Annotated in this window: 20 protein-coding genes, 1 tRNA gene and 2 rRNA genes (1 of these 23 running past the window's edge); 13 read left to right on the top strand and 10 right to left on the bottom strand. The window is 39.4% G+C overall.

What is annotated here, in order from left to right; all coding sequences use genetic code 11:
- The 3 genes from V4P54_RS04475 to V4P54_RS04465 form a co-directional block, all read left to right on the top strand.
- Window positions 1-2,158 (top strand): 23S ribosomal RNA (locus V4P54_RS04475) (it extends 652 nt beyond the left edge of the window).
- A gap of 71 nt (window positions 2,159-2,229) precedes the next feature.
- Window positions 2,230-2,344 (top strand): 5S ribosomal RNA (gene rrf / locus V4P54_RS04470).
- Window positions 2,345-2,418: 74 nt separating this feature from the next.
- Window positions 2,419-2,495: transfer RNA gene (locus V4P54_RS04465), tRNA-Met, on the top strand.
- A gap of 400 nt (window positions 2,496-2,895) precedes the next feature.
- Here V4P54_RS04465 and V4P54_RS04460 read toward each other — a convergent pair.
- Window positions 2,896-3,984: a DUF3792 domain-containing protein gene (locus V4P54_RS04460; protein ID WP_455477682.1), complete on the bottom strand. Its 1,089-nt coding sequence runs from the start codon at window positions 3,982-3,984 to the stop codon at window positions 2,896-2,898.
- A 252-nt stretch (window positions 3,985-4,236) separates the two neighbouring features.
- On the opposite strand from V4P54_RS04460, the gene hisS reads away from it, so the two are divergent.
- Entirely contained in the window at window positions 4,237-5,721 is a 1,485-nt protein-coding gene (gene hisS / locus V4P54_RS04455; RefSeq protein ID WP_455476838.1) for a histidine--tRNA ligase, read from the top strand.
- A gap of 133 nt (window positions 5,722-5,854) precedes the next feature.
- Here hisS and V4P54_RS04450 read toward each other — a convergent pair whose 3' ends face one another.
- Together V4P54_RS04450 and fumC are read right to left on the bottom strand one after the other, a co-directional pair.
- Window positions 5,855-6,379, bottom strand: a complete 525-nt coding sequence (locus V4P54_RS04450; protein ID WP_455476837.1) for a redoxin family protein — start codon at window positions 6,377-6,379, stop codon at window positions 5,855-5,857.
- 274 nt (window positions 6,380-6,653) lie between these two features.
- Window positions 6,654-8,051, bottom strand: coding sequence for a class II fumarate hydratase (gene fumC / locus V4P54_RS04445; RefSeq protein ID WP_455476836.1), 1,398 nt, complete (start codon window positions 8,049-8,051; stop codon window positions 6,654-6,656).
- Between the two features lie 233 nt (window positions 8,052-8,284).
- On the opposite strand from fumC, the gene groES reads away from it, so the two are divergent.
- Window positions 8,285-8,581: a co-chaperone GroES gene (gene groES / locus V4P54_RS04440; RefSeq protein WP_005864441.1), complete on the top strand. Its 297-nt coding sequence runs from the start codon at window positions 8,285-8,287 to the stop codon at window positions 8,579-8,581.
- Between the two features lie 57 nt (window positions 8,582-8,638).
- The gene (gene groL, locus V4P54_RS04435) at window positions 8,639-10,282 is read left to right on the top strand and encodes a chaperonin GroEL (protein WP_455476835.1); all 1,644 of its coding nucleotides are present in this window, start codon (window positions 8,639-8,641) and stop codon (window positions 10,280-10,282) included.
- Between the two features lie 89 nt (window positions 10,283-10,371).
- Here groL and V4P54_RS04430 read toward each other — a convergent pair whose 3' ends face one another.
- The 4 genes from V4P54_RS04430 to murJ all read right to left on the bottom strand — a co-directional run bounded on the left by V4P54_RS04430 (window position 10,372) and on the right by murJ (window position 14,284).
- The gene (locus V4P54_RS04430; protein WP_455476834.1) at window positions 10,372-10,950 is read right to left on the bottom strand and encodes a NifU family protein; all 579 of its coding nucleotides are present in this window, start codon (window positions 10,948-10,950) and stop codon (window positions 10,372-10,374) included.
- Between the two features lie 57 nt (window positions 10,951-11,007).
- On the bottom strand, window positions 11,008-11,493 hold the full coding sequence (locus tag V4P54_RS04425) for a universal stress protein (RefSeq protein ID WP_455476833.1): 486 nt from the start codon (window positions 11,491-11,493) through the stop codon (window positions 11,008-11,010).
- A 59-nt stretch (window positions 11,494-11,552) separates the two neighbouring features.
- Window positions 11,553-12,623: a tryptophan--tRNA ligase gene (trpS, locus tag V4P54_RS04420; RefSeq protein WP_455476832.1), complete on the bottom strand. Its 1,071-nt coding sequence runs from the start codon at window positions 12,621-12,623 to the stop codon at window positions 11,553-11,555.
- A gap of 86 nt (window positions 12,624-12,709) precedes the next feature.
- Window positions 12,710-14,284 carry a murein biosynthesis integral membrane protein MurJ gene (gene murJ, locus V4P54_RS04415; RefSeq protein WP_455476831.1) on the bottom strand — a complete coding sequence of 525 codons (1,575 nt, stop codon included), beginning with the start codon at window positions 14,282-14,284 and terminating at the stop codon, window positions 12,710-12,712.
- A gap of 429 nt (window positions 14,285-14,713) precedes the next feature.
- On the opposite strand from murJ, the gene V4P54_RS04410 reads away from it, so the two are divergent.
- Both V4P54_RS04410 and V4P54_RS04405 read left to right on the top strand, forming a co-directional pair.
- Window positions 14,714-15,559: a TIGR01459 family HAD-type hydrolase gene (locus V4P54_RS04410; protein WP_455476830.1), complete on the top strand. Its 846-nt coding sequence runs from the start codon at window positions 14,714-14,716 to the stop codon at window positions 15,557-15,559.
- An 8-nt stretch (window positions 15,560-15,567) separates the two neighbouring features.
- Window positions 15,568-16,569, top strand: coding sequence for a bifunctional riboflavin kinase/FAD synthetase (locus tag V4P54_RS04405; protein ID WP_455477689.1), 1,002 nt, complete (start codon window positions 15,568-15,570; stop codon window positions 16,567-16,569).
- Here V4P54_RS04405 and V4P54_RS04400 read toward each other — a convergent pair.
- From V4P54_RS04400 to V4P54_RS04390, 3 genes are all read right to left on the bottom strand, one after another.
- Window positions 16,553-16,711, bottom strand: a complete 159-nt coding sequence (locus V4P54_RS04400) for a hypothetical protein (RefSeq protein ID WP_455476829.1) — start codon at window positions 16,709-16,711, stop codon at window positions 16,553-16,555. The two genes, V4P54_RS04405 and V4P54_RS04400, sit on opposite strands and share 17 nt — an antisense overlap.
- A 97-nt stretch (window positions 16,712-16,808) precedes the next feature.
- Entirely contained in the window at window positions 16,809-17,138 is a 330-nt protein-coding gene (locus V4P54_RS04395) for a TIGR01244 family sulfur transferase (protein WP_455477688.1), read from the bottom strand.
- A 166-nt stretch (window positions 17,139-17,304) separates the two neighbouring features.
- The gene (locus tag V4P54_RS04390) at window positions 17,305-18,039 is read right to left on the bottom strand and encodes a hypothetical protein (RefSeq protein ID WP_455476828.1); all 735 of its coding nucleotides are present in this window, start codon (window positions 18,037-18,039) and stop codon (window positions 17,305-17,307) included.
- 348 nt (window positions 18,040-18,387) lie between these two features.
- Here V4P54_RS04390 and V4P54_RS04385 point away from each other — a divergent pair, with 348 nt between their 5' ends.
- From V4P54_RS04385 to V4P54_RS04365, 5 genes are read left to right on the top strand one after another with little or no spacing between them, the layout of a single operon-like run.
- Complete coding sequence (locus V4P54_RS04385; RefSeq protein ID WP_455476827.1) at window positions 18,388-18,696, top strand: TrbC/VirB2 family protein; 309 nt, start codon at window positions 18,388-18,390, stop codon at window positions 18,694-18,696.
- Between the two features lie 3 nt (window positions 18,697-18,699).
- A complete protein-coding gene (locus V4P54_RS04380; protein ID WP_455476826.1) occupies window positions 18,700-19,011 on the top strand; it encodes a type IV secretion system protein VirB3 in 312 nt (103 codons plus the stop codon).
- Window positions 19,012-19,016: 5 nt separating this feature from the next.
- Window positions 19,017-21,371 carry a VirB4 family type IV secretion/conjugal transfer ATPase gene (locus tag V4P54_RS04375; protein WP_455477687.1) on the top strand — a complete coding sequence of 785 codons (2,355 nt, stop codon included), beginning with the start codon at window positions 19,017-19,019 and terminating at the stop codon, window positions 21,369-21,371.
- Complete coding sequence (locus V4P54_RS04370; protein WP_455476825.1) at window positions 21,368-21,796, top strand: type IV secretion system protein; 429 nt, start codon at window positions 21,368-21,370, stop codon at window positions 21,794-21,796. Before V4P54_RS04375 ends, V4P54_RS04370 begins: the two co-directional genes overlap by 4 nt.
- The gene (locus tag V4P54_RS04365) at window positions 21,783-22,757 is read left to right on the top strand and encodes a type IV secretion system protein (protein WP_455477686.1); all 975 of its coding nucleotides are present in this window, start codon (window positions 21,783-21,785) and stop codon (window positions 22,755-22,757) included. The genes V4P54_RS04370 and V4P54_RS04365 overlap by 14 nt, the downstream gene beginning before the upstream one ends.
- Window positions 22,758-22,822 lie beyond the last annotated feature (65 nt).

The following is a 22,822-nucleotide window of genomic DNA, read 5'->3' as shown; positions in this document are numbered from 1 at the left end:
CTTAAGCCGATAGGTGTAGGCGTAGCGAAAGCGAGTCTGAATAGGGCGTTCAGTTCGTTGGATTAGACCCGAAACCGAGTGATCTAGCCATGAGCAGGCTGAAGGTAAGGTAACACTTACTGAAGGGCCGAACCCGTATCTGTTGCAATAGATTGGGATGACTTGTGGCTAGGGGTGAAAGGCCAATCAAACTCGGAAATAGCTGGTTCTCCGCGAAATCTATTTAGGTAGAGCGTCAGTCTTATTCTCTAGGGGGTAGAGCACTGGATGGGCTAGGGGTCCTCACCGGATTACCAAACCTAACCAAACTCCGAATACCTAGAAGAACTAACTGGCAGACACACGGCGGGTGCTAACGTCCGTCGTGAAAAGGGAAACAACCCTGACCACCATCTAAGGTCCCCAAGTTATGGCTAAGTGGGAAAGGATGTGAGGATCCCAAAACAACCAGGATGTTGGCTTAGAAGCAGCCACCATTTAAAGAAAGCGTAACAGCTCACTGGTCTAAATAAGGGTCCCTGCGCCGAAAATGTAACGGGGCTAAAGCCATACACCGAAGCTGTGGATTTACTCTTATGAGTAAGTGGTAGCGGAGCGTTCCGTAAGCCTGTGAAGGGAGACTCGCGAGAGCTCCTGGAGGTATCGGAAGTGAGAATGCTGACATGAGTAACGATAAAGGGAGTGAGAGACTCCCTCGCCGAAAGTCCAAGGGTTCCTGCTTAAAGTTAATCTGAGCAGGGTTAGTCGGCCCCTAAGGCGAGGCCGAAAGGCGTAGTCGATGGGAACCACGTTAATATTCGTGGACCTGTGGGTAGTGACGGATTGCGTATATTGTAAGGTCTTATTGGATTGATCTTGCAGTGAAGCAGTTCCAGGAAATAGCTCCCACGTATAGACCGTACCCGAAACCGACACAGGTGGACTGGTAGAGAATACCAAGGCGCTTGAGAGAACTACGTTGAAGGAACTCGGCAAATTGCACGCGTAACTTCGGAAGAAGCGTGACCTTTTAGCGGGCAACCGTTAAAGGGTGGCACAGACCAGGGGGTAGTGACTGTTTACCAAAAACATAGGGCTCTGCGAAGTCGTAAGACGACGTATAGGGTCTGACGCCTGCCCGGTGCTGGAAGGTTAAGAGGAGATGTGCAAGCATTGAATTGAAGCCCCAGTAAACGGCGGCCGTAACTATAACGGTCCTAAGGTAGCGAAATTCCTTGTCGGGTAAGTTCCGACCTGCACGAATGGCGTAACGACTTCCCCGCTGTCTCCAACGTAGACTCAGTGAAATTGAACTCCCCGTGAAGATGCGGGGTTCCTGCGGTTAGACGGAAAGACCCCGTGCACCTTTACTATAGCTTTACACTGGCATTTGTGTCTGTATGTGTAGGATAGGTGGTAGACTTTGAAGCAGGGGCGTCAGCCTTTGTGGAGTCATCCTTGAAATACCACCCTTACCGATATGGATGTCTAACCGCAGTCCGTTATCCGGATTCGGGACCGTGTATGGTGGGTAGTTTGACTGGGGCGGTCGCCTCCTAAAGAGTAACGGAGGCGCGCGATGGTAGGCTCAGAACGGTCGGAAATCGTTTGTTGAGTGCAATGGCATAAGCCTGCCTGACTGTAAGACTGACAAGTCGAGCAGAGTCGAAAGACGGTCATAGTGATCCGGTGGTCCCGTGTGGAAGGGCCATCGCTCAACGGATAAAAGGTACGCCGGGGATAACAGGCTGATGACCCCCAAGAGTCCATATCGACGGGGTTGTTTGGCACCTCGATGTCGACTCATCGCATCCTGGGGCTGGAGCAGGTCCCAAGGGTATGGCTGTTCGCCATTTAAAGCGGTACGTGAGTTGGGTTCAGAACGTCGTGAGACAGTTCGGTCCCTATCTGCCGTGGGTGTAGGAATATTGACAGGACCTGTCCCTAGTACGAGAGGACCGGGATGGACGTATCTCTGGTGGACCTGTTGTGGCGCCAGCCGCATAGCAGGGTAGCTATATACGGACGAGATAACCGCTGAAGGCATCTAAGCGGGAAACTCACCTGAAAACAAGTATTCCCTGAGAACCGTGGTAGACCACCACGTTGATAGGTCAGGTGTGGAAGTGTGGTAACACATGAAGCTTACTGATACTAATAGTTCGATCGGCTTGATCGTTCCCATTTCCTGTATTCATTGTATGGATATATGAAGGTACTTGCTTCTCGTTATTATATGCTCTTTGCTGACTTGGTGGTTATGGCGGAGCGAACGCACCCGATCCCATCCCGAACTCGGCCGTGAAACGTTCCAGCGCTGATGGTACTTTGCCTTAAGGCACGGGAGAGTAAGTCGCTGCCAGGTCTGCTAAGTGCATAGGATAATCTTCGCAAAATCTGAAGCTGGACAGAATTTTATCTTTATTCTAATTTTCGTGGCGCGGGGTGGAGCAGCCCGGTAGCTCGTCAGGCTCATAACCTGAAGGCCGCAGGTTCAAATCCTGCCCCCGCAACCAAGAGAATCTTTCGATTAATTCATGATTAAAAAGAAAAGAGTGCCTCTCTTTATCATTGACGGGGTGTTTCTTTCTAGTGTGCTTGTTCCATAACGCAAAATTGCGACTGCATGATGTCGGCTATGAGTGGCCTTGTATAAAAAATCTATATAGGGGAAGATACTATTATGGATGATGTGTCTTATTAAGACGGAAACTCAAATTGGCATTTTCTTCATAAGCAAATATTTTTGTATTCTTTGCGAAATTTAGATGAAGAACCATTGTGGATAACTGAATGGGATGGGATAGATGTGGTTATGGGTATTGTTGCGCGAAAAAATTATGAACTTTATAGATAAAAGACTGCACATATTGTGCAGTCTTTATCGGATCGATCCTGATACAGAACAAAAGGTTTTTAAGGCATGAAGAAATGTTTACGGCTTCGGTAACCATAATAACCAAAAATACTAGAAATAATGGCTCCAATCAGACCGCCTAAAAAACCCCACCATCCGATATTAGATGCCGTATTTACGGCTTTATCTGCAAGGCGACTAGAATCTTTCGTTGGAAGATTTATCTTTTGAGATAGTAGATTAGCTTGTTCTTCAAGGGCTTTGATTGCTTTCTCAGTTTTTGTTTCTGCTGAATGATAGAGATCAAGTGCGTGGTTGGCCATCTTTTGTGCATCTGAGTGGGAAACTCCGCGCGTTATTAGGCTATCAATGATGGCTTTTTTATCAATATGGGTATTCATAGCTTGCGCACGAGAAGAAAGATAGTTCTTCAAATCCTTAAGATAAGTGCTATAGTGAGATGGATCATTCTTGAAAGCTGTGATTGTTGCATCAATTTCCTCTAAGGCTTCTTGATAGGATTGCTTCAAGCGTTCGGGATTAAGAGCAGGAATCTCATTGTTGTTGAGAACAACGTATATCTCGTTGTGAAGTTGATCAAAGTCGATTCCATTGTCATTCTTTGGTCGTAGAAGGCTTTCAAAGTTCTCATTATCTAATCTGGAGAGGAAGGGGATTATATCTATTATTTTGTCCGTTATGGATTGTTTTGTTTCTGCGATGTTAGATGAGACAGCCTGAGCACCCAAGTGGGCTGAACTTGAGATAAACAGAATGGTTTGGATCGCCATAATGAGCGTTAAGAGAGCCCAAGTTAAAAAACCATGAATGGCTCCTGATGCTTCAGCAAAACGACCTGCAACAAAACTGCCACCAGCGAGGCTGATAAGCATAATAATAAGGGAACCAATGCCAACGGAGAAAAGGGTGCTTTTAAAAGGTGATGAGGAATAAAGGTCAAAATGACCTAGTCCCAAGGCTGCAACTAGAAAAGATAAGCAGATAGAGGTTGCAAGGGCTGTAACAAGTCCTGCAAAAATTGCTGACCATGAAATAGGTATGTGAAAAAGAGGATATTGATCCTCTAACGAAGTCTCTTCAAGAAAATGTGTATCGAATGATGTGTCGCCTGGAATGCGGGTTTCCATGTCTTTATCTCCTTCAATGATAGTGGAGATAAAATGTCTCATCACAAATTATGTTCCAAAAAAACATAATTATCAATAAAATTAATAAAATAAAGCAATTGTAAACAATAACTTAATAATCTAAACGTAAGTTCTATCTAAAAATATATGATATAGAATAGATCTGCTCTATAAAGTCATTGCAGGATGCTTTTCTATAAGATAGACACAGAAAAGTCTATAAATACATGTTGTTGTTAGAGAAATCAGTTTATGTCATCAAAACAAGAAAAGATCAAAGCTCGTTTACCGAGGGGGTTTGTTGATCGTATCAGTGCACAGTTGTATGCGGCTGAATCCATGATTACTCAGATTCGTGAGGTTTATGAACTTTATGGATTTGAAGCGCTTGAAACACCGATTTTTGAATATACAGATGTATTGGGTAAATTTTTACCAGATTCTGATCGTCCAAATGCGGGTATTTTTTCTTTGCAGGATGATGATGAACAATGGATGTCTTTGCGTTATGATCTCACAGCGTCTCTTGCTCGCCATTTTGCAGAGAATTTTGAAATTTTGTCAAAACCTTATCGTAGTTATCGTTTTGGTTTTGTATTTCGCAATGAAAAACCTGGACCTGGGCGGTTTCGGCAATTTATGCAGTTTGATGCCGACATTGTTGGAGCACCAACTGTAGCTGCTGATGCAGAAATTTGTATGATGGCAGTCGATAGTTTTAAAAAGTTAGGAATTCAACAGAGTGATTATGTTATTCGCCTTAACAATCGAAAAATTCTTGATGCTGTTTTGGAAAAAATTGGTTTGGGGGGAAGTGGACAAGATGAAAAACGTTTAACTGTTCTTCGGGCAATCGATAAATTGGATAAATTTGGTACTGAAGAGGTGAGGTTGCTTTTAGGTCGGGGGCGCTTGGATGAAAGTGGTGATTTTACGAAGGGAGCAGAGCTTAAAGATAAAGAGATTGACAGTATCCTTTCTCTAATCGCTGTTGAGACAGCAAAGGTGGATGAGACAATCGATGCTCTTAGACGAGTGGTAGGAAGTCATCTTCTTGGATGTGAAGGAATTCGAGAACTTGAGGAAATGCAAGCTATTTTTATTGAAAATGGTTATCAAGATTGTATCAGAATTGATCCATCAATTGTGCGTGGCTTGGATTATTATACAGGGCCAGTTTTTGAAGCTGCATTGCTTTTTGATGTTCTCAATGATGATGGCCAAAAAGTTGTTTTTGGATCTGTTGGTGGTGGTGGGCGCTATGATGGATTAATTTCCCGCTTTCGAAGTGATAATGTTCCAGCAACGGGGTTTTCCATAGGGGTATCGCGTTTGATATCTGCCTTACATAATCTTGGAAAATTGCCTGTTAAGAAAAATATTGGCCCTGTAGTTGTTTTAATGATGGATAAGGATCCAGAAGTTGTTGCGCAGTATCAAAAAATGGTAATGCAGTTGCGTAATGCTGGTATTCGTTCAGAGCTTTATTTGGGAGGTTCAGGAATTAAAGCGCAAATGAAATATGCTGATCGCCGGAATGCTCCTTGTGTTGTTATACAGGGCTCACAGGAGCGCAAAGATAGGAAAATACAAATAAAAGATTTAATTGAAGGTGCGCGTTTATCTTATGAAATAAAGGATAATAAAACATGGCGCGAAAGTCGACCAGCGCAAATAACCATTGATGAAGATCAATTGGTTAAAGCGGTTAAAGATATTTTAGCTCTGCAAAAATAAGACTGAATGCTTTGAGGACAATTCTATGCTTAAAGGGATTGATTTTTAGGTTGATAAATTCAGAAAAAAAGCACAAACCCTTTTGGAAAGGAGCTTGTGCTTTTTAATTTAAATGGAATGTTTGGATTTAAAATTAGCTTTGCAATGTTTTTAAAATGTTTTGGGGTGAAGAAATTTCATAAGGATCTGTTGTACAGTTGTCTGAAAGGCCTTCTTCTACAAAAAACTTTTCAATAATACCGTCATTAATTACAGCGGCATAGCGCCATGACCGCATTCCAAAACCGATATTATCTTTAGCGACTAGCATTCCCATCTTGCGTGTGAACTCACCTGAGCCATCAGGAATTAGTTTTATGTTTTTTATATTTTGATCTTTTCCCCAAGCATTCATAACGAAGGCATCATTAACGGAAAGGCAGTAAATTTCATCGATACCAACTTTTTTAAATTCATCATAGAGTTTTTCAAAATCAGGGAGCTGGAAGGTCGAGCAGGTAGGTGTAAAAGCTCCAGGGAGGGAAAAAAGGATAACCCGTTTGCCTTTAAAATAAGAATCGCTGTTGACGTCTTGCCAGCGGTAAGGATTGTTTCCGCTCATTGATTCATCACGCACGCGTGTATGAAAGGTTACATTGGGAACTCTTTTTTTTATCATGGTTATGCTCCTGCTTTCCTTGTAAAAGAATTATGTACCAAATAAAAGATTGCGTATTTAAAAAGCTTATATGCTTTAAGAAGTACGGTAGAATGGGGGAGTTTGCAGATATTTCATGTGAACGTCAAGTGGAATTAATCACTGATTTTAAGGGGTATTTTAAAAACTCATCTATAATTACGGATGAGTTTTGCTGTTTTACCCATGTAGTAGCAGTTAGATTACAAAGACGCTGCGTGATCACATAGGGTATGCGATCACGCAAGATTTTTAATTATTTTGGTTCTTGTGGATGAATCATTTTTTTAGGATCGACTAGTTGGTCATAATCATCGGCAGAAACACCAGCTTTTATAGCTTCAGTACGTAAAGTTGTATCGTTTTTATGTGCTGCTTTGGCAATTTCAGCGGCTTTTTCATAACCGATTTTAGGAGCAAGAGCAGTGACGAGCATGAGAGAACGTTCCATAAGAGAGTGAATATGAACACGATTAGCTTGTAATCCTTGAATGCAATGTATATCAAAAGAACGCATACAATCACCAAGAAGATTTATCGATTGCAAAACATTGTAGCCAATCACTGGCTTGTAAACATTCAGTTCAAAGTGTCCTTGGCTGGCCGCAAATGTCACGCTTGTGTTATTACCAAAAACTTGGCATGCAACCATGGTCATTGCTTCACATTGTGTTGGGTTTACTTTTCCTGGCATAATGGAAGATCCTGGCTCATTTTCTGGAAGGTTGAGTTCGCCCAGTCCTGAGCGGGGGCCCGATCCCAAAAACCGAATATCATTGGCAATTTTAAATAAATCAGCTGCTAAGGCATTCAAGCTTCCGTGGAAATGCGTAAGGGCTCCATGATGAGCAAGGGCTTCAAATTTATTTTTGGCAGTTGTGAAGGTTATTCCCGTAAGCTTGCTAATGGTTTTTGCAAATGCGATGTCAAACCCTTTTGGTGCATTTAATCCTGTTCCAACGGCTGTGCCGCCTTGAGCTAGCATTTGAACATCGGTTAGTGCCGTTTCAATGCGTTTTCGGTTGTCTTCTAGGGCTGCTCGATAGCCTGAAAATTCCTGTCCCAAGGTTAAAGGTGTTGCATCCTGAGTATGGGTACGTCCAATTTTTATGATGTCGGAAAACTCTTCCTCTTTCTTTTTAAAAGTTGTGATAAGAGCTTCAAGAATTGGAAATAGGTGCTGTCGTGTTTGTAAGGTTGTTGCAATGTGCAGTGCTGTTGGGAAGGAATCGTTTGACGATTGGCTCATATTAACGTGATCATTGGGATGGACTGGTTCTTTTTTCCCAAGCTGTCCTCCCAAAAGTAGGCTGGCATGGTTGGCAATTACTTCATTGACGTTCATATTACTTTGTGTGCCGGAACCAGTTTGCCAAACGGAAAGTGGAAAATGCGTATCGAATGTACCAGAGAGTACTTCATCTGCTGCGGAAATGATTGCTTTCCCTATATTTTGTGGAAGCTTTCCTTTTTCCATATTAACGATAGCAGCAGCCTTTTTAATTAGGCTTAAGGCATAGATGATGGTGCGTGGTTGTTTTTCTGTACCAATATTAAAATTGTGCAGGGAACGCTCTGTTTGCGCTCCCCAATAGCGATCTTGTCTCACCGAAATTGTTCCAAAGCTATCGGTTTCCAGCCGTGTATCAACCATAATAAAATCCTTTTATGTTTACCGGTTCATGGTTCATAAAGAGTTAGATAGCGCAAAATAGAAAAAAGAGGCAAGACTTTAAAATATTTTTAAAGCTAAATTATTTTTGAAGAATTCTTGACATTGTTGAGAGGTAATTTTATATTCTAATCCATGTTAGCACTCATTCTTTTAGAGTGCTAACAAGAGCTTAAAATTAATCCAAATTATATTAAGTTTTAAGGATTTTGAACATGGCTAACATACAATTCCGCCCACTTCACGACCGTGTCGTTGTTCGTCGGGTTGAATCTGAAAATAAAACTGCTGGTGGGATTATCATTCCTGATACAGCTAAAGAAAAACCTCAAGAAGGTGAAGTTATTGCTATTGGTAACGGTGCCCTCGACGATAACGGAAAGCGCGTGCCTTTAGAAGTTAAAACAGGAGATCGTATCTTGTTTGGCAAGTGGTCTGGAACCGAAGTAAAGATCAACGGTGAAGATCTCTTAATTATGAAAGAATCCGATATTATGGGAATTTTGGGATAATGTATCCTCTCAATTTTTTCATTTCGTACTATTGAAGATAATCCAAGGAGAGATTAAATGGCTGCTAAAGAAGTCAAATTTGGCCGTGAAGCGCGTGAGCGTTTGTTACGCGGTGTTGATATCCTTGCTAATGCTGTTAAGGTAACGCTAGGCCCTAAAGGTCGTAATGTTGTGATTGATAAATCATTTGGTGCACCTCGCATCACAAAAGATGGTGTATCTGTTGCAAAAGAAATTGAACTGGAAGATAAGTTTGAGAACATGGGTGCGCAGATGTTGCGCGAAGTTGCTTCCAAGACAAACGATATCGCTGGTGATGGAACAACAACGGCAACCGTTTTGGGGCAAGCTATCGTTCAAGAAGGTGTAAAAGCTGTTGCGGCGGGTATGAACCCAATGGATCTTAAACGTGGAATTGATGCTGCTGTCGATGAAGTTGTGACGAATCTTTTCAAAAAAGCGAAAAAAATCCAAACTTCAGCAGAAATTGCACAGGTAGGAACAATTTCAGCTAATGGTGCTGCTGAAATTGGTAAAATGATTGCTGATGCTATGGAAAAGGTTGGTAATGAAGGCGTCATTACCGTTGAAGAAGCAAAAACTGCTGAAACAGAATTGGAAGTTGTTGAAGGAATGCAGTTTGATCGTGGGTATCTTTCGCCTTACTTTGTTACCAATGCTGATAAAATGGTAGCCGATCTTGACGATCCTTATATTCTTATTCACGAAAAGAAGCTCTCTAATCTTCAGTCTTTGCTTCCAGTTCTTGAAGCTGTTGTGCAGTCTGGTAAACCGCTTCTCATTATTGCTGAAGATGTGGAAGGTGAGGCCTTGGCAACGCTTGTTGTTAACAAGCTGCGTGGTGGTTTAAAAATTGCTGCTGTGAAGGCTCCTGGATTTGGTGATCGTCGTAAGGCAATGTTAGAAGATATCGCAATCTTGACATCTGGTCAGGTTATTTCTGAAGACGTTGGCATCAAATTAGAAAATGTTACTTTGAATATGCTTGGTCGTGCAAAGAAAGTAAATATTTCTAAAGAAGCTACGACAATTGTTGATGGTGCTGGACAGAAAGCTGAAATTAGTGCTCGTGTCAACCAGATCAAGGTTCAGATTGAAGAGACAACTTCTGACTATGATCGCGAGAAATTACAAGAAAGACTCGCTAAACTTGCTGGTGGTGTTGCAGTTATACGCGTTGGTGGTGCAACAGAAGTTGAAGTGAAAGAAAAGAAAGACCGTGTTGATGATGCTTTAAATGCAACACGTGCGGCGGTAGAAGAAGGTATCGTGGCAGGTGGTGGAACTGCATTGCTGCGTGCTGCAAATGCACTTACTGTTAAAGGAAGTAATCCTGATCAAGAAGCTGGTATTGCCATTGTCCGTCGTGCATTACAGGCGCCGGCACGTCAGATTGCAACAAATGCAGGTGAAGAAGCTGCGATTATTGTTGGCAAGGTACTTGAAAACAATTCAGATACATTTGGTTATAATACAGCAACGGGTCAATTTGGCGACTTGATTTCTTTGGGAATTGTTGATCCAGTGAAGGTTGTACGTTCTGCTCTTCAGAATGCTGCTTCAATTGCAAGTCTTCTTATCACGACAGAAGCGATGGTTGCTGAACTACCAAAGAAAGATACTCCAATGCCTCCAATGCCTGGTGGCGGAATGGGTGGAATGGGTGGAATGGATTTCTAAGTTCCCAGCATAAAGATTAAAAACGGATCGAACTGATCCGTTTTTTTTCATTTCATATAACTTTAATCAGATTTTTGTTCTAATTCGACTTATTGAGGCATTGCTTCAACACCTAAAACTTCTGGGATAAAGTGTCGTAAAAGATTTTCAATGCCATGTTTAAGTGTTGCTGTTGAAGAGGGGCAGCCAGCGCAAGCTCCGCGCATATTGAGGTAAACAATACCGTTTTCAAATCCACGAAAAGTGATGTCTCCACCATCATTGGCAACGGCTGGGCGAACTCGTGTTTCAAGCAATTCCTTAATTGTTAAAACAATATCGGTGTCTTTTTTGTCATAAAACTCTTCGTTAAGCGCTGTTGTTTGTTCCTGAACGGTTGTATTGTCAGCAATGATTGGGTCATCAGATAGGAAATGTTCCATGATTGTTCCCAAAATAGCTGGTTTTAGATGTTGCCATTCGCCATCTTTTTTGGTTACAGTAATAAAATCATAGCCCAAAAAAACTCTGCTTATGTTTGGAATATTAAACAATTTTGCTGCTAAAGGTGAATTTTTAGCAGCTTCCTCATAGGTGCGAAATTCTAAAACACCCTCAGAAAGAATCACGCGACCTGGAAGAAATTTTAGTGTAGCAGGATTCGGCGTGGCTTCAGTTTGAATAAACATATGCTTTCCTTTTGTTATTAAGACTGAGAAAAATCATTAAGTCTAAAATATTCATCCTTAAGCGACAGATTCAATATCTTCATCTGCAAGGTTGCTTGGAATAACGGTGACAGGAATTGAAAACGTTGTTCCCCGATTGGCAATTGATTGGACGAGAGGTCCTGGTCCTTCTGTGTGTTCACCGGCAGCTAAAACAATAAGGGCAATTTCTTTATCTTCATTGATTAATTTAAGAATTTCATCAATTTTTTTGCCTTCACGTACAATTGTTTCTGTTGCAAGGGTTTGTGTCATACCATTTGCGATTTGTTTCAATATTCGATAAGCTTGCTGTGTTGATTCTGTCCGCATGACATCATTTACACCTAGAAAATGTTGAAATTCTGAATTATCAATGACAGAAAGTAAAACTAATGTCCTATTGGTATTCTTAGCGTGTTGTGTGGCAAAGGCGACGGCACGCTGACATTCTGGAGTTTCGTCTATAATAACCAAAATTTTCCGCTTTTGATTCATTTTAGGTTTTTTTCGCTTAGAGACCATGCGTTTTCTCAATATTATACGTGTGGTTCGCTATTCTCTACGGTTAAAGATCGATTATTTCACGTACTGTATAAAAATCCAACAATCTCACGTATTTTTTTCATATTTTCTTCTGCGAGCAGACTAGCACGTTTTGCACCACAGTGCAAAACAGAGTCAATATAACTGCTTTCTTTCTGAAGGCGGCGCAGTTCTTGAGTTATTGGTTCTAGCTTGTGGATAGCAAGATCAGCTAAGGCCGTTTTAAAAAGTGAAAACTGTTTTCCAGAAAATTCTGAGAGTGCTTTTTCTTTGCTTATTCCTGCAAATGCTGCATAAATACCAAGCAAATTGTTGACCTCTGGTCGTTTTTCCAGAGCATTTAGTTTATCAGGAAGAGGAGCCGAGTCTGTTTTCGCTTTGCGGATTTTTTTTACGATCAGGTCAGCATCATCAGTTAAATTAATACGTGAAAAATCTGAAGGGTCCGATTTAGACATTTTTTTTGTGCCATCACGTAGGGACATAACACGTGTAGCCGTTTCCCCGATAAGTGCTTCTGGTATTGGAAAAAATCCTTGTCTTTTTTCTTCACCTTCTTTGATACAGATACCGAAATTCAATTCTTCAATACGGTAAGCATAATCGTTGTTAAATTTTTGTGCAATATTGCGTGTTAGTTCAACGTGTTGTTTTTGATCTTCTCCTACTGGAACATGTGTGGCACGATAAAGCAAAATATCTGCGGCCATCAGGCTTGGATAGGCAAAAAGACCAAGGGATGCTTGTTCGCGATCTTTTCCTGCCTTATCTTTAAATTGTGTCATGCGCTGTAGCCAGCCGATGCGGGCGATACAATTAAAAATCCACGCTAACTCAGCATGTTGGGAGACTTGTGATTGGTTGAAAATGATTTGCTTTTTAGGATCGACTCCAGCTGCTAAAAAAGCGGCTGTTACTTCTCTGGTTGATTCATGTAAGGCTCGTGGATCTGGATTAACAGTAAGTGCGTGCATATCAACAACACAATACAAACAGTTATGGGATGTTTGTAGTTCAATCCAATGCTTGATAGCTCCAAGATAATTGCCAAGATGTAGGTTTCCACTCGGTTGTACACCGGAAAATACAAGTGGTGTGAAGGTGCCCATAGGATAATTCTTTCTCAGTGACGCTGTTCATTACAGTGCTTTGTGACAAAGCGCTTTTCCAAAAGCAAGATAAAATATCATAAGCGTTATTTGAATAATCGCTGTTTAAAATTTTTAAGAGTGAGAAAAAAAGAATGTATATCAAGTAAAAAATAGACTGAGAAATACACCAATAGGGCTATGGTTATGGTTCCTGCTAAGATTCCAGCGCGCAAAAAAAATGATGTTTGTAAAGATGAGGAGATGACCAACAGGTTAAAATCCATCATATAGTGAAGAAGTATAACACTGAAAAGAGAGGCAACTACTAGGCGTATAAGACTTTTTATAAATTTTGCGTCATGTTGCCAATAGCCGCGTTTGATAAGGATGCACCAGAGCAAAAGTGTGTTTATCCACCCAGAAGTAATTTCAGCAATGACAATGCCTTGTGCCGATAAAATGGGGAATAATGTTAAGGATAAACCGACGTTGATAAAAACACAGATGGCCGTAAAAATCATGGGTGTTTTTGTATCTTCACGGGCAAAGAAATTAGGAATGAAAACTTTTATGAGAACAAAAGCTGGAAGCCCAAATCCGTAAAGGCAAAGCAATTGTGCAACATTATGGGTTGATTCGCTTGTAAATTGCCCACGTTCAAAAAGTAAACTGACAATGGGATTGGAAAGGAGCAAAAAAGAGATGGATGCAGGTAAGGTGAGCAATAGGGCTAGTTCAATTGCTCTGTTTTGCAAATAATGAATTTTTTCGTATTTTTTGCTGCGTAGGGCTCTTGTTAATTCTGGCAAAAGAACTGTTGCAATTGCAATGGCCACGACTCCTAGCGGTAATTGATAAAGGCGATCAGCATATACTAAAGAGGACACAGCACCCGCTTGGCTGGAGGCAATATTGGTATTGATTAATAAATTGATTTGTGTAATTCCTCCTGTGATTGCAGCAGGAAATGCTAGAGTTAAAAGTTTACGAACATTTGGGCTGAAATAGGGGATATGCAGGGAAATTTTCATGCCACTTTTGTGTAAAGCAATTGCAATTAGAACGAGTTGAAGAATCCCTGCCGTCATGACACCCCAAGAAAGATTTAATCCAATTTTCCAAGCATCAAGCCGATATATCCAAGCATAAGCGAGTATAGCAATCAAAATAATATTCAAGAAGAGTGGGGCAATAGCTGCGACAAAATAACGTTGTAAAGCATTTAGCATACCTCCCATCATAGCAGCTAAGGACATACAGGTGAGATAGGGAAACATGATTGCAGTAAAGTGGATTGTGGCATTAAATTTTGTTGCATCTTCTGCAAATCCTGGTGCAATGATGGTTCGCACTAAAAAGGGCATGCTTAATTCCATCGCAATGGTTAGGAGTAAGAGAAGTGAAAAGAGAACACCAAATACTTCTTCTGCAAATTTACAAGCAGTTTCTGTTCCATCTTCAGTAATTTTTTTTGAAAAAAGAGGAACAAATGCTGCATTAAATGCACCTTCGGCAAAAAAACGTCGGAATGTGTTAGGAAAGCGAAACGCAGCGTTAAATGCGTCAGAAGCAGGACCTGTCCCGAGAGCAGCAGCCATCAGTACTTCGCGCACAAAGCCAAAGGCACGGCTCATTAAAGTTCCTGAAGCAACAGTTGCAAATTTTTTAATCAGAGTCATAAAAATACATTGGGTTTGTCATAAAGGAGGGAGAATAAAGCAGTAAATAAAAGTCCTTTCATATGGAAAAATCTGGTTAGTGGTGTGAACGTCATACTTCTCTATAAAGTGTTTTACGATGGCGTTTATGTTTCTGTCAACAAGAGTGCGTCAAGCGCTTTGATTTCCTTTTGTTTTATTGTAATTTTGATTGTTTTCTTGGAATAATTCTAAAAATGGTTTATCAACCAATATGTTTATCCATTTTGTGATTTATTTTTAGGTATTTTATGATTTTTATTTAAAATCAATGCATTGTAATAATATTGTTGTGGTCTTTTCAAGATTGAATAAGTTGTGGTATTTAAGTTTTATCAGCTTGTGGGGAAGAGATCTCTGCAGAACTTTATAGCCTTGGTTTAATTACCCTCTATATGAAGCAGGTGTGACATGAATGAGCTTTCTCATATCGATACGTTTATAGATCATTATGATGCTATTTTTTGCGACGTTTGGGGCGTTGTCCATAATGGTGTACATGCTTTTGAGCCAGCATTGAAAATATTGCATAAAATTCGACAAATGGGAAAAAATGTTATTTTTTTGACCAATTCACCTCGACCACGAGAGGGAGTTATTGCTCAATTACAAAGCATGAATATTCATAGTGATCATTATGATTCAATCATTACTTCAGGTGATGTAACGCGTGATCTTATTCGTGTTGCACCGCGAAAAGTTTTTTTTATTGGTCAACAACGTGATTTAATCTTATTTGAAGGATTAGACTGTGAACTTGTTGAGGAATGGGAGGCGTCGGCGGTAGTTTGCAGTGGTTTTCTTGAAGATTTTGAAGCAATGCTCCATGCTTATGAGGATATGTTTTATCGTATGCGGTTTCGGAATTTGCCTTTTATCTGTGCGAATCCCGATGTTGTTGTCCATCATGGAAATCAGGAATTTTTTTGCGCTGGTGCGTTAGCGCGTCTTTATCAGCAACTTGGAGGCGAGGTGCGTTTTGCTGGAAAACCCCATGCACCTATTTATGAATGTGCTTTTGATAAACTTCAGGAAATTTGTGGGACAGTAGAAAAAAATCGGGTTCTTGCCATTGGAGATGGTTTTTTGACAGATGTGAAGGGTGCCATTCATTTTGGTCTTGATGTCCTTTATATCATGGGGGGAATTCATCGCAACGATTATATGAAAAATGGGGTGGTGGATAAAGGAGCCTTGCATGCTTTTTTTGAACACTATGGTTATAAGCCACAAGCGGTAATGTGGGCTCTTCAATAATGTCTAGAATATCTAATTTTTTGCGTCTTCAGGGTATTGATTATTTTCCTTCATTTTGGCGTGGGTCTGTGCTAGCGCTTGGAAATTTTGATGGTGTTCATTGTGGTCATCAAGTAGTACTGCAAAAAGCTCTTGATTTGGGGAAAATCAAAAATAAGCCGGTTATTGTATTAACATTTGAACCGCATCCAAGAAGTTTTTTTCAACATTTTGCTCCTGTTGATCGTTTGACACAGGCTGCTGAAAAGGCTGAAATTTTTAAAATACTTGGTTTTAATGGAGTTGTTGAGCAGCCCTTTGATACGCATTTTGCAACTCTTTCAGCAGATGAGTTTATTAATCTAATTTTAAAAAAAACGTTTGATGTTTCGCTCGTTGTGATTGGTGAAAATTTTCAATTTGGTTATAAGAAAGGTGGGAATGCACGTCTTCTTCAGCAGAGAGGAAGAGAATATGGATTTGAAGTCATTCAAATTCCTTGTTTAGCGAGTGAACAAGATATACAGTTGCAGACGATATCCTCTAGTTTCATTCGTTATCTTCTTTCACAAGGACAAGCAACAAGGGCAGCGCATTTACTAGGATATCATTATAGAGTGCGTTCAACCATCATACAGGGTGAAAAATTTGGCCGTCTTTTGGGTTTTCCTACTGCCAATCAGATGCTCCCTTCTCAGACGAATTTGGCGCATGGTATTTATGCGGTGCGATTGCGTCGTGCTAATGGTGTTTTGCACGATGGGGTTGCCAGTTTTGGTTGTCGTCCAACAGTTGTTGAGAATGGAGTGCCTCTTTTGGAAACTTATTTATTTGATTTTAATGACGATTTATATGGGGAAAGCTGTGCCGTTTCTTTTTTACAATTTTTACGAAAGCAAGAAAAATTTGATACGGTTGAAGCTTTGATTATGCAAATGCGCAATGATGAAAAAGTTGCAAAAGAAATTTTAACTACAATCAAACCATTGTCTCATTTAGACGAGTTGCTTACTTTCAAAAGTATAGTTTAATGCGATCTGAAACAGATATGAGTGTTGCTAAAATAGCGCTCATACCCACTGCAATAATAAGAATGTATTCTAAGACATTATAAAATAAATGGAGTTTTCGTTGATAAGTTAGAGCATCAGGGGGATGAAGATTCGATTTCATTATTGCTTCACCTTATTTCATAGCTCTATAACTTCATAATTCTTTTTAAGTTCAGAATTTTACAATTTGTTTCTTTTTGATTGGTTAAGGAAAGTGATTAAAGACATGCTAAATAGTAAAGACGCATAGAGCGCGTTCCACGGTGACAATAGGCAAGAAGAGGCATGGGTTCTGTTTGTAAAATTTTTTTCATGGCTTTAATATCTAACTCTTTGATAGTAGGGGGGGTAAGTGGAATGTGATAGGCTTTTATGCCATATTTTTGAGCTTCTGCTTGAATGATAGAAAAGTCAGGTTGATGAGGATCTTCTTTATCAGGGCGATTACAGACAATAGTTTTAAATCCTTCTTCAGCTAGCGTTTTTACATTCTCTATGTTGATTTGGGCGCTGACGAAAATATCAGATCCAACTTGTTGCAAATTCATCATTGTGTATCTCCGATAAGGGATATTTTATAAAGTTCTCTATATTTAGCATTATATTAAAGTATTCGAGACTCTAAAAGAACATTATGAGGATGATATTTTTCAGCTAGCATCTTAACAGGAATATTCTTTTGTTGAGGGTTATAAATTGAATTTTTAAAAAAGTTTATAATAAATTCTCAAAGGGGTTATAAGATCCATTATCTCGTCGCCATTTGGATGGTTCGGTGAAATCACTTGACCAAAGACCAATTTTGTTGTTTCGGGCGATTTTTTCAGCATTAAGATACTGAGTTGGAACGGGGCTTTTTTTGTCTTTTGACACAATAAATATACCTTCTGCAAGACCTGCTTCGGCTAGATCGATTCCTCGGACAAAACATTGCGCATAATGGATATTGTTGCGTTTGATGGCTTGTTTACACGATAAATTTTGATTGAGTGTTTTGGTGACCAACCAAGCTGTCACAACTGCACCGCATGGCCATTCTTGATTTTTTAATTTTGCTTTTTGACGTGGTGCACATGTGTCTACACCATATAGGTGAACATTACGAACAATGTGCTTACGCCAAGATTCCATGACGGGAGTGATCAATTTAAATGTAACACCACTGGTAACGGATGCTACTCCATTAAACTCAGTTAAATTTTTAAATAAATTGCCCTTTTGGGGATTTAGATCTGATTTTTTTGTCAATTGTTGTTTTGCATTATGTTTATACGTATTCTGTTTCTTCGAATATTCCCCAATAATATCCTGCATTTTTAATGTTTCGAGAATATTAGAGCTAATTTTATCCTTATATTGGATTATCCACCACAATATGGAACCGATAATATAAGCCATGATTATTAGCTTAAATCGTACTTGTTTGGCACATTTGTTAAAAAAAACCATTATTTTTATGCCTTTTCATATTAATTTAATAGAATTATTTCTTTTATTCCAAGAGCATTTTTACCATTATGTGTTGCACATTAATCACATTTTGTAAACATAAACACTATTTTACCATTTTAGATATTGCCATTTTGATAAAATTACACACTTTAAAATCACACACCTGAAAATTGTTCTGAGAAAACATTACAACTAAAAATGTCATGTTTTAGTAAAGGATGTTTGGGGGTGTGTTGTGTCAATTGTCACAGCTTTAAAACAAAAAAAATGGAAGGAGGAGCTTAGGCTGTGAGTCTAGGACAGTAGAGATTTTGGTCTTTAAGTATCAATTTGAAGAGAGGTAAAATGCTAGTATTCAAAGAAATCAGTTTCGTTATTGTCATGCTGTTTTTTGCAGTGCTTATTACATTAAATTTTGCTTATGCTGCTTCTCCTTCTGGTCCTGGATTGGGAAATGTTGATAATGTTTTACAGAGTATTGTTACTATGATGACAGGCAGAACAGCAAGGCTCATTGCGACTATATGTGTTGCTGCTGTAGGTATTGGCTGGATGGCTGGGTTTATCGATTTACGTAAAACTTCGTATTGTATTTTAGGAATTGGCATTGTTTTTGGTGCGCCTAGTGTTGTTGGTAAATTGATGGGTACGTAATAAATGAATGAAGATACTCTTTTTCTCGCATGTACACGACCAGCTATGTTTGCTGGTGTCACGATGGAAGCTATGGCGCTTAATGTTATGGCTACAACTATCCTTTTCATTCTGACAAGTGATTTTACGTTAATCGGACTTGGTATTGGTTTGCATTTTATTTTGCGTGAAATAACAAAACATGACCACAATCAATTTCGTGTCTTATTTGCTTGGCTCAATACTCGGGGAAAGCAAAAAAATCTTTCTAGATGGGGGGGGGGATCTACGTCTCCGTTATGCCTTGTTCGAAACTATAAGGAGTTAAGCGGATGAGACAGATGTCAATCATGAAACGGGAATCTTTGCCTGAGGAATATATTCCTTATGTTAGGCATGTTAATAAGCATGTTATTGCATTGAAGTCACGCTGTTTAATGACTGTTATCTCTATTGGAGGTATCAATTTTGATACTGCAGATATTGATCAGTTGAACTCCTTACATAACCAGTTCAATACTCTTTTAAAAAACATTGCAGATGAACGTGTTGCTTTATATTCTCATATCATTCGTCGGCGAGAAACGCTTTATCCAGAGAGTCATTTTCTTTCACCTTTTGCGGCATCATTAGATGAAAAATATAAAAAGAAAATGATTTCGCAAGAATTGTATCGAAATGACCTTTTTGCTTCGTTAATATGGAATCCAGTTTCAGATAAGACAGAGCAGCTCACGTCGTTTTTTCAGCGATTAACAAAAGCTAAAAAGACGCAGTCTGAGCCTGATGCTGAGGCCATCTATAAAATAGAGGAGTTAAGCCAAGATCTTATACAGGGCTTAGAAAGTTATGACGCTCGTCTTTTGTCGGTCTACGAACATGATGGCATTCTATTTTCTGAACAAAGTGAATTTTTACATCAGTTGGTGGGGGGAAGACGTGAGCGTATTCCACTTACATTTGGAACTATTGCATCAACAATTTATTCAGATCGTGTTATCTTTGGCAAAGAAGTTATAGAAATTCGTCATGAAAGTAGTGAACGATTTGTTGGCATGTTCGGGTGGAAAGAGTATCCATCTAGAACTCGTCCTGGTATGACTGATGGTTTGTTGACTACACCATTCGAATTTATTTTAACACAATCCTTTGTTTTTAAAAGCAAAGCAGTTGCTAATGCCATTATGAGCCGTAAGCAAAATCAAATGATTAGTGCAGCGGATCGTGCTAGTTCACAAATTGATGCTCTCGATGATGCTCTTGATGATTTAGAGTCAAATCGTTTTGTTTTGGGTGAACACCATCTCTCTTTAGCGGTTTTTGCTGATCGACCGCAGGATTTGGCTGAACATTTATCGAAAGCACGTTCTCATTTAACCAATGGTGGAGCGGTTATAGCAAGAGAAGATCTAGGATTAGAAGCGGCATGGTGGGCACAGTTGCCTGGAAATTTTAGTTATCGTGCACGATCTGGAGCCATTACGAGTAGAAATTTTGCAGCTTTATCCCCTTTTCATTCGTTTCCTATTGGTAAATTTGAAGGCAATGTTTGGGGATCTGCTGTAGCATTATTAAAAACACAGGCTTGTTCACCTTATTATTTTAATTTTCATTATGGTGATCTTGGCAATACTTTTGTCTGTGGTCCATCAGGATCTGGTAAAACTGTGATTGTTAATTTCCTTCTTGCGCAATTGCAAAAGCATAATCCGACGATGGTTTTTTTTGATAAAGATCAGGGAGCCGAGATTTTTGTACGTGCTGTGGGTGGAAAATATAAATCTTTGAAGAATGGTGACCCAACAGGTGTTGCTCCATTAAAGGGTTTGAAATACAATGAAAAAAATAAGATCTTTCTTCGTGATTGGATTTTAAAACTTGTCACAATTGAAGGCCAAACAGTCACAGAACGAGAAAGACAAGATATTGAAAGAGCGATCAATTCCTTGGCGAGTTTGCCATATGCACAACGTTCTTTTAGCGCTCTTCAGTTGTTTTTTGATAACACAGCAAAAGAAGGCATTGCTGTACGTTTGCAACGTTGGATTAAAGGCAATGCTTTAGGTTGGGTTTTTGATAACGATCAAGACGATCTCAGTTTAGATTCACAATTTATTGGTTATGATATGACCGATTTCTTAAATAATGAAGAAATTCGGCGCCCTTTGATGATGTATTTATTTAATCGAATTCTCGATCTTATAGATGGCCGCCGTATTATTATTATTGTTGATGAATTTTGGAAAGCTCTTGAGGATGATTCATTTACAGCTTTTGCTCAAGATCGTCTTAAGACAATTCGTAAACAAAATGGCATGATGCTTTTTGCTACACAGAGTCCTAAGGATGCTTTGAACTCAGCAATTGCGCATACAATTATTGAGCAGTGTCCAACACAGATATTTTTTCCCAATCAAAAAGCTAATTACAACGATTACGTTGAAAATTTCAAATTAACCGAGCGTGAATTTGAATTAATTCAATCGGAGTTAAGTAGAGAATCTCGGCGTTTTCTTATTAAACAAGGACAAAATTCTGTTGTTGCAGAACTCAATTTGTATGGAATGAAGGATGAGATCGCTGTTTTAAGTGGCACAACTAGGAATGTTGAAATCATGAATCAAATTATGAGCGAATATGGAACTGATCCTGATCAGTGGCTGCCCATATTTTATCAGAGGAGAGAAAATCAATGAAAAAGTACAAACTTGCTACATTTTTATCTTTGTCTTGCATTTCTGGTGCAATGGCACAAACTGCACCGATTGCTGATGATTACTACAAAAGTGTATTGGAGAATAGCCAAAAATTAGAAGAGGTAAAATCAGAAACAGCGGAAGCTATTTTGGAATCTGCAAATGCAAATGCAAAAAAAATTGAGGAAATAAGCTCTGAGATTGCAAAGGCAAAACCAGAAGAATTTGCAGCTATCCATGCAAAATTAGCTGTTCTTCAGGCTGGATTGCAAGCGGATTCTCTAAAACTTCAGTCTTTTGCCATGATTAAGGCAAAAAGCGAAAAAACAAAAGAGGAAATGCGTGAAGAGGAAGAACAGAAAAAACATAAAAATATTGAAGCACAACTACAAGAGAAACTTAAGAAATATGCTGTCGAATTCTAAGTTTGCTCCATTTGAAAGCATTTCTGATTATATTTTGCAACCGTTTGATAACGTGATGAACTCAACGATTAGTGGTTTATCTTCTGCTATCGCTGCACCGTTAAATCTCGCTGCAATCATTTTTGTATTTTTGTATGGTTACAATATTATGAGTGGCCGTGTTGCCTTTTCAGTTCATGGTCTCATTGATAATGTTGTTAAAATCGTTGTTGTTACAACAATGGCAACAAATGCAGATACATTTAATATCTATGTTAAAGGCATTTTTTTTGGAGATTTAGCAAATGCTATTGGCAATGCGCTAAACGGCAATCCTGCTGGTGCTAATGTTTTTGATTATATTTTGTTAAAAACAAGTGCTCGCTATCAAGAGGTTTTAGCTGCCGCTTGGTTTCTTGAAAAGATCATGGTTGGTCTTCTTGGATCTTTAATGATTTTTGCTGTTATTATTTTTTGTACGGCTGGTTTTATTGTTCAGATGTTTGCAAAGGTTGCTCTTGTGATGATTATAGGTCTTGGGCCTCTTTTCATTAGTTTGTATTTGTTCAATGTAACTCGTAAATTTACTGATGCATGGATCGCAACGCTTGTCAATTTCACCGTTTTGCAAGTTTTGGTGATGATGCTTGGTACGATTATGTGCAAAATCATTCTGCATGTTCTCACTGAATCTTATGAATCAATTTATCTTCTTTTCCCGCCGGTCGTCGTTGTTTCCATTGTTGGTTCCATTCTTTTTCGCACACTTCCTGGCATTGCTACTGCACTTGCAAATGGTGGTCCATACTTTACTGCAGCAACCTCTTCTGGAGGACAGATTTTTTCTATGCTTTCCAGTGGAGTTAGAGCAGGTGGAGGTGCAACAAAAAATGCAATGTCAAAGATTTCTGGTGCTGCAGGTACTGCATTTAAGGCAGCTAAAATGGCAAAGGGAGGAGGTCAACGTCGTGGTCCATTTTAATGGCATATACTTTTTAGTAAGGGGTGTGGTTTTTGTTTTTGCGCTGAGCATGTCCACAAAAGAAT

The sequence above is a fragment of the Bartonella sp. B41 genome (genome assembly GCF_053795765.1).
Note: the sequence above shows the minus strand (reverse complement) of the source record. Positions and strands in the feature narration are given on the sequence as shown.